Annotated in this window: 13 protein-coding genes; 9 read left to right on the forward strand and 4 right to left on the reverse strand. The window is 45.3% G+C overall.

Annotated elements, in window-relative coordinates; genetic code table 11:
* The first annotated feature begins 25 nt into the window (after nt 1–25).
* From E0496_RS02380 to E0496_RS02390, 3 genes are all read left to right on the forward strand, one after another.
* Entirely contained in the window at nt 26–1,006 is a 981-nt protein-coding gene (locus E0496_RS02380) for an aldo/keto reductase (protein WP_141500019.1), read from the forward strand.
* A 186-nt stretch (nt 1,007–1,192) separates the two neighbouring features.
* On the forward strand, nt 1,193–2,068 hold the full coding sequence (locus E0496_RS02385) for a helix-turn-helix domain-containing protein (protein WP_141500020.1): 876 nt from the start codon (nt 1,193–1,195) through the stop codon (nt 2,066–2,068).
* Nucleotides 2,069–2,164: 96 nt separating this feature from the next.
* Complete coding sequence (locus E0496_RS02390) at nt 2,165–3,031, forward strand: phytanoyl-CoA dioxygenase family protein (RefSeq protein ID WP_141500021.1); 867 nt, start codon at nt 2,165–2,167, stop codon at nt 3,029–3,031.
* A 201-nt stretch (nt 3,032–3,232) separates the two neighbouring features.
* On the opposite strand, the gene E0496_RS02395 is transcribed toward E0496_RS02390, so the two are convergent.
* The gene (locus E0496_RS02395) at nt 3,233–4,222 is read right to left on the reverse strand and encodes a zinc-binding dehydrogenase (RefSeq protein WP_141500022.1); all 990 of its coding nucleotides are present in this window, start codon (nt 4,220–4,222) and stop codon (nt 3,233–3,235) included.
* Nucleotides 4,219–5,199, reverse strand: a complete 981-nt coding sequence (locus tag E0496_RS02400) for a zinc-dependent alcohol dehydrogenase (protein ID WP_141500023.1) — start codon at nt 5,197–5,199, stop codon at nt 4,219–4,221. The genes E0496_RS02395 and E0496_RS02400 overlap by 4 nt, the downstream gene beginning before the upstream one ends.
* A gap of 263 nt (nt 5,200–5,462) precedes the next feature.
* On the opposite strand from E0496_RS02400, the gene E0496_RS02405 reads away from it, so the two are divergent.
* The 4 genes from E0496_RS02405 (at nt 5,463) to E0496_RS02420 (ending at nt 7,525) form a co-directional block, all read left to right on the forward strand.
* Nucleotides 5,463–6,314, forward strand: coding sequence for an AraC family transcriptional regulator (locus E0496_RS02405; RefSeq protein ID WP_141500024.1), 852 nt, complete (start codon nt 5,463–5,465; stop codon nt 6,312–6,314).
* Between the two features lie 91 nt (nt 6,315–6,405).
* Nucleotides 6,406–6,624 (forward strand): helix-hairpin-helix domain-containing protein, encoded by a 219-nt coding sequence (locus E0496_RS02410; RefSeq protein ID WP_141500025.1) that lies wholly within the window; start codon nt 6,406–6,408, stop codon nt 6,622–6,624.
* Nucleotides 6,625–6,703: 79 nt separating this feature from the next.
* Nucleotides 6,704–7,126 (forward strand): DUF1801 domain-containing protein, encoded by a 423-nt coding sequence (locus E0496_RS02415; protein ID WP_141500026.1) that lies wholly within the window; start codon nt 6,704–6,706, stop codon nt 7,124–7,126.
* Between the two features lie 27 nt (nt 7,127–7,153).
* Nucleotides 7,154–7,525 carry an iron chaperone gene (locus tag E0496_RS02420; protein ID WP_141500027.1) on the forward strand — a complete coding sequence of 124 codons (372 nt, stop codon included), beginning with the start codon at nt 7,154–7,156 and terminating at the stop codon, nt 7,523–7,525.
* A 73-nt stretch (nt 7,526–7,598) separates the two neighbouring features.
* Here E0496_RS02420 and E0496_RS02425 read toward each other — a convergent pair whose 3' ends face one another.
* Nucleotides 7,599–8,504: an AraC family transcriptional regulator gene (locus tag E0496_RS02425; RefSeq protein ID WP_141500028.1), complete on the reverse strand. Its 906-nt coding sequence runs from the start codon at nt 8,502–8,504 to the stop codon at nt 7,599–7,601.
* Nucleotides 8,505–8,646: 142 nt separating this feature from the next.
* Between E0496_RS02425 and E0496_RS02430 the strand changes: the two genes are divergently transcribed.
* A complete protein-coding gene (locus E0496_RS02430) occupies nt 8,647–11,112 on the forward strand; it encodes a glycoside hydrolase family 38 N-terminal domain-containing protein (protein ID WP_141500029.1) in 2,466 nt (821 codons plus the stop codon).
* A 115-nt stretch (nt 11,113–11,227) separates the two neighbouring features.
* Here the strand turns inward: E0496_RS02430 and E0496_RS02435 are convergent, their stop codons facing one another.
* Complete coding sequence (locus tag E0496_RS02435) at nt 11,228–12,541, reverse strand: phospholipid carrier-dependent glycosyltransferase (RefSeq protein ID WP_141500030.1); 1,314 nt, start codon at nt 12,539–12,541, stop codon at nt 11,228–11,230.
* A 564-nt stretch (nt 12,542–13,105) separates the two neighbouring features.
* Between E0496_RS02435 and E0496_RS02440 the strand changes: the two genes are divergently transcribed.
* A complete protein-coding gene (locus E0496_RS02440; RefSeq protein ID WP_141500031.1) occupies nt 13,106–15,655 on the forward strand; it encodes a winged helix-turn-helix domain-containing protein in 2,550 nt (849 codons plus the stop codon).
* Nucleotides 15,656–15,674: the final 19 nt, after the last annotated feature.

Here is a 15,674-nt window from a genome sequence, read left to right on the forward strand (position 1 = left end):
ACGATTTGGAAAGTGGGCAAATAAAATGGAATATGTGAAACTCGGAAATACCGGATTGGATGTATCGCGTCTCTGTCTTGGATGCATGAGCTTTGGGGTAGCCGAGCGGTGGACACATCCGTGGGTACTTAATGAAGAGAATAGTCGTCCGATTATCAAAAAGGCGTTGGAACTAGGAATTAATTTTTTTGATACGGCTAATATTTATTCAACTGGATCAAGTGAGGAATTTGTGGGGCAAGCTTTGAAGGATTATGCCAATCGAGATGAGATCGTTATTGCTACGAAAGTTCATTTCCGAATGCATCAAGGACCCAATGGTGCAGGCCTTTCCCGAAAGGCAATTATGAGTGAAATCGATAAGAGCCTGAAGAGACTAGGCACTGATTATGTTGATCTGTACCAGATTCACCGCTGGGATTACAATACACCGATTGAAGAGACGATGGAAGCTTTGCATGATGTAGTGAAAGCAGGGAAAGCAAGATACATCGGGGCATCTGCCATGTACGCATGGCAGTTCCTTAAGGCGCTGCATGTTGCTGAGAAACATGGATGGACCCGATTTGTATCCATGCAGAATCATCTTAACCTCATCTACCGTGAAGAAGAGAGGGAGATGATGCCGCTTTGTGCGGAAGAAAAAATCGGTGTTATTCCGTACAGCCCGCTTGCTTCAGGAAGATTGGTCCGCGATTGGTCCGAAACTACACATCGTTCCGAAACCGACCAAGCCCAGAGAATGAAATACGATGCAACAGCCAATATTGACCGGTTAATAGTAGATCGTGTAGCTGAGATCGCAGAAAAACGTGGTGTTCCACGTATTCAAATTGCACTTGCCTGGTTATTGCAGAAAAAACCAGTGACAGCACCCATTATCGGTGCTACAAAATTAGTCCATCTCGAAGAGGCAGTAGATGCTCTTACAATTACGTTATCGAATGATGAGATTGCGTCGCTTGAAGAGCTGTATGTTCCCCACTCCGTAGTTGGCGCGCAGTAAGTCAGTAAGAGAACAATGATAATTGTGTGCTTGTAGGGGCATTGAAATAAGAGATAAGTAAGGTAGAGGCTCCGGTGCGCAAAGTCGCCTTAGGGGCCTCTATTGAGTATTGCCCCTGGTACTTTCAAATTCACCACTTGCGATTAAAGTAACGGGGGAATATTCTTTAAATGAGGTGACCTAAGCATGCATGATATATGGCTTGACTGTGATAAGCTACCGTTAATCAGGGATATAGGTGAATATGGGGCACAGGAACCAGCATGGGCACATCCGGACAGATTAATGGACTATCATCTGTTTTTATTTGTTACGGAAGGCCAGTTGACCCTGTGGGAGGACGAATGCGAATATATTTTGCAAAAAGGACATGGACTATTTTTGAAAAAGGGAGTCCGTCAATGGGGGCAACCTATTAATGAACCTGGTTCACGCTGGTTTTTCATTCATTTCTTTGAACATTCTCCGAGTCTCCTCCACAAACCGGAGATGATGCCGCTCTCCTTTTTAAATAAAGGGGTAAGTTGGTTTTCACCTGATGTGTATCAAACCTCGTTCAAATTACCGAAAAAAATAGAAGTCTCTAATGCTGCTCACACGGAAAGAAAATTAAAGGAAATGCTGCAGCTATATCAATCGGGCAACGATCTACGTCATCTTCTGCTTAGCATGCATACTCTAGCGTTTTTTCTAGAGCTATACCAGCAATCAGAGGCTCGCAAAATAAATTCCAAGGCGGATATCACCGTTCATAAAATCATCGAAATTCTCGAGAAGAATAGTGAACGTAAAATCTCGGGTCCTTTTATCGCTTCAATCATGAAGATGAATTACAACTACTTATGTGAAGTATTCAAGAAAAAAACAGGGTTAAGTATCCTAGATTACCACCTAAGGTTAAGGATAGACAAATCGGCGGAAGTATTGAAGAGCGGGAAGCTTACTATATTTGAGGTAGGGGAGAGGTTTGGATTCTCGAGTCCGTTTTACTTTAGCCGAATTTTCAAGAAGGTAACTGGATATTCTCCATCTGACTATCTAAAAAACCACTATATAAACTGAAAATCAGACAACAACTCTGTGGATCGCTGTATTCTCCTACGAGCAGTCCATTGCTAAGATTAGATTGTAGTTAAGTCGAGTAGGAGGAATTATTTCATGACACCATCTAAATCTAATAAATCGCTAGCAGAGCATTACGTGGAATTTAAGGAGAAAGGCTATACCTTATTTGAGGGAGTTTATACTCCTGAGGACATTGAGCTGCACAAAGAGACGTACCATCGTTTATTTGAATCGGTCAAAGGTACAGCATTTGAGACGCGGTGGTTCGCCAATACCTGTGAGCTGGCTCCAACACAAATGCTTCCTGCTGTAGCCAACCCATTGATTATGGATTTTGCAGAACTCGTTCTAGGTCCTTTCGTTCAATTGGACAATTTATCTTTGGCAGGGTTTCCTCCCACATCTAAAGCTGAGGCTCAAGGCAAAGTAAGCGGTTGGCATCGTGACCGTTGGGCAGCCTTCCCATCGACCGAAGACTATGTAAGTCCACTTTCAATTAATGCCATCAGTTATCTGCAGGAATTGACTGACGAATATGGGCCGTTAAGGGTAATTCCTGGTTCCCATCGCCAGAAAGTCTACATTAACAAAGAAGATCGAAATAAACCGCATAGGGATGAACAAGTCCTTAATCTGAAAGCTGGAGACGTTGCTGTAACACACAATGGACTCATTCATAGCGGTACGCCCAATACATCGGGTGATACCCGATATTTTTTCAGCGTCTATTACAACAAAAGCTGGCTTAAACCTACGGATAATCATAACGGACCGAATGTACAAGGGATCATCAAGGATGCAAGGAGCCGTAACGATCATCGCATTCTGCGGTTATTCGGAGTGGATGAGCAATTGGATGTTCGTGCGAATTCTGGATTTCTAGATGCGGATGAGCAGCTTTGGGCGCAATGGGCTGCAGCAGATAAAGCTGCTATAAGGATTGGCGAAGGGGAAAGATAGGTTGGATATCCAGAAAGATTGATTGCTCGCATTCGGTTGCCGGAAGATCGACCACAGAGATGAAGCTGGGAATCATATAAGATTAGTTGTGAAATTAATGAAGAGAGACTCCAAGGCACTTGCCTTGGAGTCTCTCTTGTCGTTTTGATACTTGCGTTTTACATTATACGAAAGCTTGGGTTTGATCCTTCTTAATTCCTATCAAATCCAATCTAAAATAACGCCAAGCTTCGCCTGTTTCGAATCCAATATTAAATCCCATGCTTCCTTTGCCTGTTCGACAGGAAAGTGATGGGTAACAAGTGATGTGGTTTGAAGCCAACCTTCTGCGATCCCTCGCAAAGTCTCATCCATAGCTTCTTGGCTCCAGCCGGATGGACAATGCAAAGTGACCTGTTTGGTTCGCAGCATTTGGATATCAATCCGGCCATCCTCGCCGAGAAATCCAGCCGAAACTAAGTGACAGCCGTACTGCGCGAATGAAATTAATTCGGTTACCGTTGCTAATGATCCCACCGTATCCACGATGATCGAGAATGTATCCCTGACATCCTGGAGGGCTTCCTTAATCGAAGATACTTTCGTATTTACTTTATGAATACCTTCAGGAAGCAGGTCCAAGCGGTCATTATGTCTACCGAGTACAATAACATGAGCTCCACGATGCATTAGCGTTTGAGCAGCCCATTGCCCAACCATTCCATCTCCAATAACGACTGCATAATCGCCTTTCTTAACGGGTGGACACGTGCCACAGTTGTAACCAACCTGAGTTAATACGAGCCCTGAATAAGCAATAGGATCAGCTTCAGCCGGCAGCTTCCATACCTGGCTTTCATGGGTGACAGCAGGACTGACATGTCCTCCAGTAGAATAAAACATTCCATTAACCTTACTGATCGTAGCAAAGACTCGATCGCCAACTGCAAAGCTTTGCACATCTTTTCCCAGTGAAGTGATTATGCCAACCTTTTGATACCCTGCTACTTGTGGAAAAGGAAGCGAATCACCATCCCTGAACGGTGTTTCCCCATCTATTCTCTCGCCTCGGAGAAAAGAGGACTCCGTTCCATTGCTAATCCAAGAATGCTCGATGTCTATCAAAACCTCATCATCCTGTAGAGCAGGTATGTGGACATCTTGATAGGCTACCTTCAGTTTTTCAGTAAAAACGACGCCTTTTCCTATCATAGCGATTCACCGTTAACGAAAGTTTCTTCGAAGTCCTCTTGGGGGTGGAAATAAACCTTAATCGCTTTTTGCTCTCTTAGGAGTTGCACGGCTTCATCATATTTAGTAAAGGAACCATGATGGGTTTGGAGGCACTCCATGTTTAAGCCTTTATTCGCTACCAGGTCGATCAACAAATCATGATCTCTTTGAACAAGTCCTCGATATTTGTAAGACTCCAGCTTGAAGCCTTTAAACCATAAATGGTCGGCGTATTTCAATTCCCCTCGTAATACGCCAAAAATAACGATATGCTCCTCTACGAAGTTGAATAGATTTTGCACGGAAGGTGCTGCTCCTACACAGTCGTAGCCAAGGTCGAACTTTTCAACGGTCAAATCGCTAACTAGCTTGGCTTCAGCAAGACCAAGATCATTGATGAACTGAACACGTTCTTGGTTTAAGTCAATCCCAACAACACGGGAAGCTCCCCATAATTTAGCCATTTGTACAGCCAGAATTCCTGCAGGTCCAAGTCCTGAAATCAGTATGGTTTTCCCTTTCAAATCCCCAAGCTGCAGCATTCCGATCATGACGCATTTAAGCAGCTCAAATGAAACCGCTTGTTTATAAGTTATAGAGTCGGGCAGCTTCAGTAAATCCTCTTCTCTAAAGCAAACACATTGCGCATAAGCACCTGGAGCATCTCCAATATGTTCAAGCGCTGCAACACGATCACCCACTTTAAATTTACGAATCCCACTTCCAATCGCTTTAACTACACCCGCCATTTCATGTCCGGGAAAACCGTATGGCAAAGGATACTCGGGAGCAATCGAATAATCGAACATATTCACTCCCCCAAGCATATTCATATCCCAGCGTGGACAAGTCGAAACGATTTGAAGCTCCACCAGTATTTCGAAGTCTTTAACATCAGGAATTGCAGTCTCAATAATGGTATACTGCTCTTTTCCTACAATTTGCAATGCTTTCATATTACAAGCTCCATTCTATAGCTAATGTGTGGATATCATTCCAACTTCATTGTAAGAAATATAGCCTTCGAAGTATTTATTAAATCTTACTTGAATTCACGTAAATAGCTGTTAAATTCTACTTATTCAACCCCTATATATATTTTATATTTATATAATATTTCACTCCTTCACAACTATGAACTTGAAAATGGTTTACAAGCGAATGGATTTTAACTAAAGTTAGGAATAAAGATGTGAGTGGAAAAGGGAGGTGGAATGAATTGAAGTTAAGAAATTATGGTAACGTTTATCATGATTCTAATGTTTCTATTACACCTGATTACAAAACGGGCGGCATACATCCTACCCATGAATTGCTTTATCTTGCTTCTGGTTCTTTCCAACTGCATTGGCTAGGTCAACAATACGAAGTCTCATCTTCTTCTTTATTTATTTTGACGCCCAATACCCCTCATGATTTAATCATCCACTCCAAAAAAGCTGTTTTTTGGTATATTGAATTAACAGGTATTGAGGAAGAATCGTATCTCTCCAAATTACAAAATATTTTATTATGGAATAGGTTACAATCCGGATTAGATCCTCACTTCACATCGGCCCCTCTCTTGCAGCTATGTCTGAGTGAAATCAGCCAAATGCTGGACATGAAGATTCACGATCAGTTCTGTGGCGAACAACTACTGCTACTAAACGTACAAAAAATTTTACTCCTGGTTAGGGGTGCGCTCGAGTTGTATGGAAAAGATATGAAGTTGAGTAACAGCAGCACTGCACTCTCATCAGGTTATTCTTTAAGCAAAGAAGTAATCAAAACGTTAGCATGTTATATGGAGTCCACCTATAAAAGCAAAATTACATTAAATGATTTAACGCGTATTAGTAATTTTCAAGCAACCTACTTAATTAAAAGATTCAAAGAGGAAACGGGATTTACTCCGATTGATTACTTATTGGAACTGCGAATGGAAGCAGCCAAAACGTACTTATCCACTACGGAAATGCCGATCCAAAAGGTAGCAGAAGAAACAGGCTATCCGAATATCCATCATTTTAGTGGAGAGTTCAAACGAAAAACAGGTCTAAGTCCTACAAACTGGCGAAAGCAGAAATAATTAGAGGTTATAATTGCAGCTAGTGAAGTATTAGGATGCCAAGCACGGTGTATAATGGGGAAAATGAATTCAAATAGGAGGGAGTATGTTTATGAGCAATCATGATCAAACAAAACCAGAAACTGATTTGCCCCAAATAAGCCAGCCAGCCATTCGTGCACTCTCAAACGCAGGCATATATAGACTTGAACAATTCACAGCTATAACGGAAGCAGAACTATTGAAGCTGCATGGCGTAGGACCTAAAGCAGTGAGGATTCTGAATGAAGTGCTTAAAGAGAAGGGACTGTCCTTTGCTCCAAAAGGGTAACAGATGAATGAACAACTCGAATGTCGCTATCTTTTGAAATTGTTCGATAAAACGTAACTAGAAGGGAGATTTTCACCTCATGTACGAACAGAAAACAAAAGAAACCGACAACAGTGTCATCGAGTTTCTTGATCTCATCGAGAATGATAAGAAGCGCGAGGACGCCTATAAGCTGTTAGATATTTTTACGGAAGCAACAGGGTATCCAGCTAAGATGTGGGGACCGAGCATCATTGGGTTTGGTTCCTATCATTACCGCTATGACACGGGCCACGAAGGGGATGCACCGCTGGCGGGATTCTCGCCAAGAAAAGCAAAAGTCAGCTTATATTTTGCGACCGGCGATACGGAAAGAGCTGCATTGCTGCAAAACCTTGGAAAACATACTGCAGGAAAAGCCTGTGTCTATATCAATAAAGTTGCGGATATCGATGTTGCTGTATTGAAAGAATTAATAGAGCAATCGGTTGCTTTTCTGAATGAAAGATTTCCGAATGCTTAATAGAAAATAAGGTTAGGAGGGAACAACATGGAAGTATTTGCAGATTATTTAGCGAAAATTGATAACCCGCTGCATCAGGCCCGTACGGAAGAGGTTTTGACTTGGGTAACGGAGCAATTCCCGAGTTTATTGCCGAAAATAGCGTGGAAACAGCCTATGTTTACCGATCACGACACCTATATTATTGGCTTTAGCGTATCCAAACAACATTTGGCTGTTGCCCCTGAAAAGGCAGGAATCACTCAGTTTACTGATTCGATTGTGCAGGCTGGTTATGATCACACAAAGCTGCTGATGCGAATTCAGTGGAATCAACCGGTTGATTACGCCTTGCTTGAGAAAATGATTGAGTTTAATATTTTGGATAAGGAAGATTGTTCCACTTTTTGGCGGGAATAAAAATAAGACAGTCCTTAGAGCCAATGTACGAGCGATAGGGATGATCACCTTTATTCCATCACAACGTATTTTTTTATTCGGAATTCCTTGTCATATGAAGTTTCCGGTAGCTCTGGGGGCTTTGCCCATACTTTTTTTTGAAGGCTTTGCTGAAGTAGCACAGCTCGGCGAAGCCTGCTTGTTCCGCCACTTCGGATATGAGCGAACCAGGCAGGAGCAGCAGCTCCTTGGCTTTCTCAAGGCGGATCTGGTTCATTCGCTCTACAATGGTATTCCCCGTAAGCTTCTTATATTGGCGCGACAAATGCCCATAGCTCATATGCAGGGATGCGGCTAGCTCAGCTACGCTCAGCCGGCCCCCCTGAAAGTCCTCCAGGTAGACCTCCACTTTGCGTACTAGCGGTTCCTGAGCGGTTCTCACTAATTCAACTTTCCCCCCGGCCGACTGCTGCAGCAGACAAAGGCTCTCGAGCAGCCGCACAAGCAGGAGCTGAAGTCCAAGCTCCGAGCGGTTTAGACTGGCTTCTTCCAAGAAATGAAGGAGCATCTTGCCAAAGCCTGCTTCATCGTGATAAGCACCGGGTTTCCATTTGTGAAGAAGCTCGAGCTGAGCATATAGTGACTCCTTAGGCTTTCCTTCCAGTTCTGGCTCGGCACGGCTAATCCGCCACCTGAAGCAGAGGCCTTCATGCGAATTGCCGCGGGTATACGAATGGGAATGGACCATGCCTGGCGGGATGAGGAAGAAGCCACCCTTCCGAACAGACAGGGAATCCCCGTCAAATCGCGTTTCCATTTTTCCTTCGAGCACATAATTAAATTCAAACCAGGTGTGGGCGTGCGGCGGGCATTTGCTGGCTGTGCCGATTTGTTCAAAAATGATATCTACCCATTCGATGATAGCATCTTGGATTCGAATCTCCCGGCATAAACGATTGAATACAGGAGGTAGGGTGATTTTCCAGTCGTTAAGGTCCATATCGGTTTAACTTCATTCCGTTTTTTCTCCCGATTATATCATAATAGGACAAATATATGCTTGAATTGGAAATGTACTTGGCAACGCTGCGGCCTCAAAATAGATCATACAGATTAGCTATCTTATTGAGGAGGCAGCAACAATGAAGAGATTACATTTGCTTAGCAACGCCCATCTTGACCCGGTATGGCAATGGGAATGGGAAGAAGGGGCAGCAGCAGCCGTATCTACGTTTCGCGCGGCGGCGGAATTTTGCGAGGAATATGCTGGTTATATTTTTAATCATAATGAAGTCATTCTCTACAAATGGATCGAGGAATACGAGCCCGGATTATTTAAGCGCATCCAGCGGTTGGTGCAAGAGGGCAAGTGGAATATCATGGGCGGCTGGTATTTGCAGCCCGATTGCAATATGCTGTCCGGCGAGTCCTTCGTACGCCAGATTTTGCTGGGCAAAGCCTATTTCAAGGAGAAGTTCGGGAAGGAGCCGACGACAGCCATCAATTTTGACTCCTTCGGCCATACGAGAGGGATGGTTCAAATTTTGGAGCAGGCCGGCTATGATTCCTATCTCTTCATGCGTCCGGATGAAATGGAGGAGCTTCCTGCCATAGACTTTATATGGGAGGGGTATAACGGCAGCAAGGTGATGGCCCATAAAGTTCAGGGCGGCTATAACACGCTGATGGGCAAAACCCGCGATAAAATAGAGCAATGGCTGGCTGACCATCCCGAGGAAGAAACGAGTCTGGTGCTGTGGGGCGTAGGCAATCACGGCGGTGGGCCGTCACGCATCGACCTTGAGCAGATTCGTCTGTTGATGCAGGAGCGCGAGGACTATGAGATTATCCATTCTACGCCGGAACGGTATTTTGAGGACAAACAGAAGGAAGACCTGCCTTCCTATGCCGGGGATTTGAATCCGCGCTTTGTAGGCTGCTACACCTCCATGATCCGCATTAAGCAGAAGCACCGCCAGCTCGAGAATGAATTTTTTATGACGGAGAAAATGCTCTCAACCGCAGCGCTGCAAGGGCTGCTGTCTTACCCCGCAAGCGAGCTGCACGAAGCGTTATGCGATTTGTTGACTGCGCAGTTTCATGATATTTTGCCGGGGTCGTCGATCCAGCCTGCAGAAGAAGCATCGCTGCGTTTAATTGACCATGGGCTTGAAATCGCAGCACGGCTGAAAGCGCGAGCGTTCTTCGCCCTTGCGACCGGCCAGCCGAAGGCAGCGCTTAAAGAATATCCGATCTTAATTTATAATCCGCATCCGTTTCCGGTTAAAGGGATATTTGAATGTGAATTCATGCTTGAGGACCAGAACTGGAAAGAAGAGTTTTCGATGCCGCTGGTATACCAGGACGGAGAGCTCCTGCCTTGCCAGCCAGAGAAGGAACGCAGCAACTTGAATTTGGACTGGAGAAAAAGAGTCGTCTTCGCAGCTGAGCTTGCTCCTTCATCGATGAACCGTTTCGATTGCCGAATCAAGATGCTCGCTGCCAAGCCGCTGCCTGTGCTGAAAGAAAAGGAGGGCCGCTACACGTTCGAGACGGCGGAGCTACGGGTGGTTATTAATGCGCAAACGGGGCTTCTTGATGAATACGTGGCAGGAAACGTCTCTTTCTTGCGCCCGAATGCGTTTGCGGCATTGGTGATGAAGGACAATGAAGATCCGTGGCGGATGGATACGAATGTTTTTGACCAGATCGAAGGCAGCTTCTCGCTTATGAGTCCGGAAGAGAGCAGCCTTTTTTCAGGTGTGAACAGTTCACTGCCTGCCGTGCGGGTGATCGAGGACGGCGCGGTTCGCACGGTCATTGAAGCAGTATTTCAGTATGGCAGTTCTTCGATCTGCCAGGTTTATAAGTTGCCGAAGCAAGGAACCGAGGTGGAGATCGAGCTGCGGGTCTACTGGAACGAGAAGGACAAGATGCTCAAGCTGTCCATCCCTACCGCTTTGGAGCAAGGGGATTTCTTCGGCCAAACGGCCTTTGGCGTCAACCCGCTGGACCGGGAGGGCAACGAGACCGTATCGCAAAAATGGATTTCGGTGGAGGATTCTGCTCAAAACCTCGCAGTTACTTGTCTGAATAACGGCATCTACGGCAGCGATTTCCGCCAAGGTGAGGTGCGGTTGTCGCTGCTGCGGAGCGCCGGATATTGCGCGCATCCGATTGGAGAAAGGCCCATTATGGTTCAGGACCGCTTCCAGCCGCGCATGGATCAGGGCGAGCGCAGCTATACCTTCTGGTTGAATGCGGGAGAGCTTGCAGATCGAAGACAAAAGGTAGACAGGGAAAGCCTGCTTCATAACGAGCAGCCTTATGCGTTGTCGTTCTTTCCTTCGGGAGAAGGGGAAGGCCTCGATTCGTTCCTTACGCTGGAGGATGACGCTATTCAGCTTAGCGCCTTTAAGAAAGAGGAGCAGGGAGATGGCTACGTGATACGCTTGTTTGAGCCGACCGGCCTGGGCGGCTCGACAACGGTCAGCATCCCCAAGCTTGGCATACGCGAAGAAGTCAGCTTAAGCGGATTTGAGGTGAAGACGTTCCGTATCGCGCCGGAGTCCGGAACGCTTGAGGAAGCTTCACTCTGTGAAGGTTAATATGCAGTAGGATTAAGCTAGAAACGTATTCCGGGCCATGTTCGTCGTGTCTTATATTTTCCCGGGGTCTACCGAAGTTAATAGCACCGAAAGTTTCGTAAGCGCCGAAAGGCGCTTATTTTTTTGAAAGAGAGGCATCCTCTGGTAGTGGAATCGGTGTATACGATTTGGTTGCTGCTTTTCGAAATATGAGATATGCCCCGATATGCTTCAATAGATATACCCCGAGACAAGATGACAAAATAATAAACAACGGCATAACGGTAAAATTGTAACGGTACTCCGGTACGAACAAGAGTCTAATCAGCGACATCACGATGATCACTACCGCCAGCATGACGGCCGGATGCCGCCATTTCCGAATCAGCGCTAGCAGCGGGATAATTGTGCTGTATAGGATAAGCAAGTGCAAATAGGCGACATGCGGGTAAGCGTAATAGATAGGCGAGTGCCCGGAGCCGAAGAACATATGCGTATACGTATATTTCAGCTTGCCGACGGTGTACCATTTTACGTATTTCCAAGTTTGCTGGGTAAAGCCCGCTTTGATGCGCGCCCAAGCATATTCGTTTTGCGACATGCCATTGCGTTCCACAATTTTATCGGTATAGTCCTTGTCCGGATACGTACCTGCACTAAACGGATTGGACTGGGAAGCCGTCAGCACGAATTCATTCAGCGTTACGAGGTTGCGAATCCACCAGGGCAGCATCGTCGCGGACAGGCACAGGCCGGTAATGACACCGAGCAGCGCGACTTTTTTGAACATCGCGAGCTTTGAGGAATGGGCCTCTTCTTGAGGAGACTTAGCCCTAAACCATTGCTGAAGCAAAAACACGCCGTACAGCGGAACAAATAAAGGCAAAAACTCTGCGCGGACCAGCACGGTAAGCCCAAGCAACACACCTGCAAAGGCGGCGTCGCGCTTCCGCTGCGTTCGGAAAGCATAGAGCTGCATGGATAAATAGGCCATTAACAAAAATAATGCAAGCGATTCGGTCAGTACCGCCCCGTTCGTCCAAATAAAAGGATGATATATCGCCGAGATCAATAGCGAGATGATTGCCACCCATTTATTTTGGGTAGCCTGCATCGCAAGCGTATAGATGAGCAGCATTGCACCCAAGCTGATCAATACTTGTACCCATCGTATCAGTGGAAACGGGTCAACGGAAAGTTGGTCCGCAACCACATAAAGGCCAGCCATAAATAAAGGATAGCCTGGCGTTACCCTTGCATTGGGAACTTCTTCTTTGTAAGAATAGATGCCTTGATCGAGCAGCCGGTGCACCATTTCATTATAATACTTCGTGTCGTGTGAGATAGAGTGTGTAACCGAGGTAAGAAAGTCAGCCCTTAGCCAAAAGGCAAGCATAAAAATAAGAACAATCGCAAGCGACCAAGCTTTGTTTTGTTTAACCCATTGCACGTTCTATAGTCCCCCTTCATCTTCCAACAAATAGTGGTCCAGCCGGATACAGGTGGTCCGCCTCATTTGTTTCTTCCTATTCATAAGGCAAGTATAGAGGGCTGTTCTTAATAAGTGTGCGATTATCTCCTTATCAAATCCTTAAGATCTCCTTAACGATGCAAAGAGGCTAAGTTTGTGGAATGAGACCTCATTAACGCCTATCCAAGTTTTATCTGAGAATGATCGTGGATTGCAAAGTTCTCTGTATTGAAATTGCGAATGCGTTGAAATCTATGTAAGCGTATAAAATACGAATCTTCAAGTGGCCATCCCATGAGTCATTATATTGACGATGGGATGGCTCTTTTTAACTTAGTTTGAGCAGCAAATTGAATCAACGAATTAGGATGGTATCTCTTCATATAGAATGACCGCTGATGCTTCTCCAGATTCATTCAAATGCTCCGTCTGCCTTTAACCTGTTCATCAAAATCTCAAAAAGAATCGAAATTGAAGAGGTGAAATATCGAAAATTATCGAATATACATACATAGATTTGTTCTGTCGGAGGTGTATGTATCTTTGTTTATACAAATTAAAATTGAAATTCCCCAAGCTCGCAAATCCATTGTATCCAGGCCAGGGCTGATCGACAAATTAAATGACGGATTGGAGTCCAAGCTTACGCTTGTTACCGCACCGGCCGGTTATGGCAAAACGACAGCGCTCAGCACATGGGCCAAACAATGTGGATCTCCAGTAGCGTGGGTTTCCCTGGATAAACTGGATGACGATTGGGCTTCGTTCTGGAACTGCGTATTAATCTCCATTCGTGAGAGAATTCCCGCTTTCGGGGAGATGCTGACATTACTTACGGATGCGGAGTCAGCTGCGGCGTTCAATTCGGGAATATCCGCGCTCTTGAATGAGCTGAATCAACTGAATGAATCGCTTATCCTCGTTCTAGACGACTATCATGTCATCACTTTGCCGGCCATTCACCATTCCCTGAGCTATCTGCTTGAGTATTTGCCTCCCCATGTCCATCTATTTATTTCCAGTCGTTCGGGGCTTACTTTTCCTACCGCCAGACTAATCGCTAAAGGCGAGATGCTGCAGCTCGATATGAAGGATTTACAGTTTAGTTTGGACGAAGGTGTTGTTTTTTTTCGAGAATTGATGAAAATCTCATTAACAAATGAGCAGATACGCGAACTGTTTCGACAAACGGAGGGATGGGTGAGCGGACTTCAACTTGCGGCGATTTCGCTTAAGAACAGCAGCAACCTTGCTGCTTCCATTCACCAATTCAACGGACAGCAGCGGCATATCTCCAGATTCCTGCTAGAAGAGGTATATGGGAACCTGACGGAATCGATTCAGCAATTTTTACTTGCGACGTCCTTGCTCAGCCGGATGAACCGGGATTTGTGCCAGGCAGTCACATGGCACACAGACAGCCAGGAGCAGTTGGATCGACTGGAGCAGCTCAATTTGTTTCTCATTCCATTGGATGACAGGCGTGAGTGGTATCGATACCATCATCTGCTATCGGATTTTTTGCAGCAGCTTGGCGCCAAAGAGCATCCAAAGAAGTGGATGAAATTCCATGTTCGCGCCGCGAATTGGTTTGAAAAACAAGGATTCATGGAGGAAGCAGTGGAGCATTATATCAAGGCTCAGAAGGTAGATGATGCTCTTCGATTAATTGAACATCTTCTTCCAGAGCTCATGCATTCGAAGGTACATGTGCTAATAAGGTGGATTACGTCCCTACCCGAAGGCAGCTATGAACACAAACCCACGTTCGAATTATTCTATATATCCAAGTTAATGGAAATTGGGAATTGGAACAAAGCCTTGCAACGAGCTGAACAAGCTGAGATTCGGTTTGAAACCCTCCGGACTGTTATTCCTGAACAGGAATGGAAGCATTTGATGGGCAATCTCTATTATTGCTGTGGAATCATCTGTTATCTGCAAAGAAACTTGACTAGAACGTCACATTATTTTGAGCAGCTTGATTATTATTTGCCGGAAGGCAGCAGCTTTCAGAATATAAGAAGCAATCGATATCAAGACTATTATCTGTTCACGGATCTACTCTCGCTTAACAATGATCTTCAAGTCGTGGAGCAATTCCTGTTGAAGTGGATTCAAGCCTGGGAGAAGAAAGAGCATTATCCGTTTATTGGTTTTCTATATATTCCTTATTGCATGCTTCTCTACGAGCAGAATCGTCTGGAAGAGGCTGAACTGTATCTTGGACAGGCGATGGAAAGAGAGGATTTACAGCATAACATGTGGATGAGAGTTCAGCTTCATCTGATTTCGTCATGGCTAGAGCAGGCTCATGGCAGAGATCGTGAAGCCATCGAAGCGCTGGACCGGTTCGGTTCACGCATTGAATCGCCAGATCATGATCTAATTATGCAGATTATCCAGAAAGAGCAAGCACATCTGTTGCTGCGTCAAGGTCATATCCAGAAGGCTATCGATTGGTCGGAACAAAGCGGACTGTTGCATACCGATGAGGTCACACTGCAGCACATGGAGGAATATCTGGTGCTGGCAAGAGTGCTTGCGGCAAGTAAACGGATGATGGAAGCGTATCATTTAATGAATATACTGGAACAATTGGCCGAGAAAGAGAAATGTTTAAGAATTCATATCAAGCTGTTGGTAGTGAAGAGTTCTATTCTTCGGTATTCGGATCAGCCACAAGCCGCACTTGTACCCTTGAAGACGGCTCTGCAACTATCAGAACCGACGAATTATATTCGCAGTTTCATCGATGAAGGACCAGTGGTGGCCGAGATGCTCATTGATCTGTTGGAAACTCAGCATGAACAGCAAGTTGAGGCAGTGTCCCTCAGGTATGCTGCAAAGCTGCTAAAGGCATCCCTCGCCATGCATACAGACGTGCTGCCCGCTGAAATGCGATTGACGGAGCAGGAGGCGAAAGTACTCCATTGGATCGCTGAAGGATTAATTAACAAGGAGATCGCCCCCCGAATGCAAATCTCGCTTGATACTGTGAAATTTCATGTGAAAAACATTTATCGCAAGTTAGGCGTGCAAAGCCGCTCCCAAGCGATTCTGAAGGTGAAGCCATATCATCATCTCATGTAACGCGATAGCTACCCGTTTT

Source organism: Paenibacillus luteus, assembly GCF_006542765.1.
Taxonomy (GTDB): domain Bacteria; phylum Bacillota; class Bacilli; order Paenibacillales; family Paenibacillaceae; genus Pristimantibacillus; species Pristimantibacillus luteus.

Bases quoted from the DNA above. Each gene is read 5' to 3' on its own strand.
- E0496_RS02380 (WP_141500019.1), top strand. From the start codon at position 26: ATGGAATATGTGAAACTCGGAAATACCGGATTGGATGTATCGCGTCTC.
- E0496_RS02385 (WP_141500020.1), top strand. From the start codon at position 1,193: ATGCATGATATATGGCTTGACTGTGATAAGCTACCGTTAATCAGGGAT.
- E0496_RS02390 (WP_141500021.1), top strand. From the start codon at position 2,165: ATGACACCATCTAAATCTAATAAATCGCTAGCAGAGCATTACGTGGAA.
- E0496_RS02395 (WP_141500022.1), bottom strand. From the start codon at position 4,222: ATGATAGGAAAAGGCGTCGTTTTTACTGAAAAACTGAAGGTAGCCTAT.
- E0496_RS02400 (WP_141500023.1), bottom strand. From the start codon at position 5,199: ATGAAAGCATTGCAAATTGTAGGAAAAGAGCAGTATACCATTATTGAG.
- E0496_RS02410 (WP_141500025.1), top strand. From the start codon at position 6,406: ATGAGCAATCATGATCAAACAAAACCAGAAACTGATTTGCCCCAAATA.
- E0496_RS02415 (WP_141500026.1), top strand. From the start codon at position 6,704: ATGTACGAACAGAAAACAAAAGAAACCGACAACAGTGTCATCGAGTTT.
- E0496_RS02420 (WP_141500027.1), top strand. From the start codon at position 7,154: ATGGAAGTATTTGCAGATTATTTAGCGAAAATTGATAACCCGCTGCAT.
- E0496_RS02425 (WP_141500028.1), bottom strand. From the start codon at position 8,504: ATGGACCTTAACGACTGGAAAATCACCCTACCTCCTGTATTCAATCGT.
- E0496_RS02430 (WP_141500029.1), top strand. From the start codon at position 8,647: ATGAAGAGATTACATTTGCTTAGCAACGCCCATCTTGACCCGGTATGG.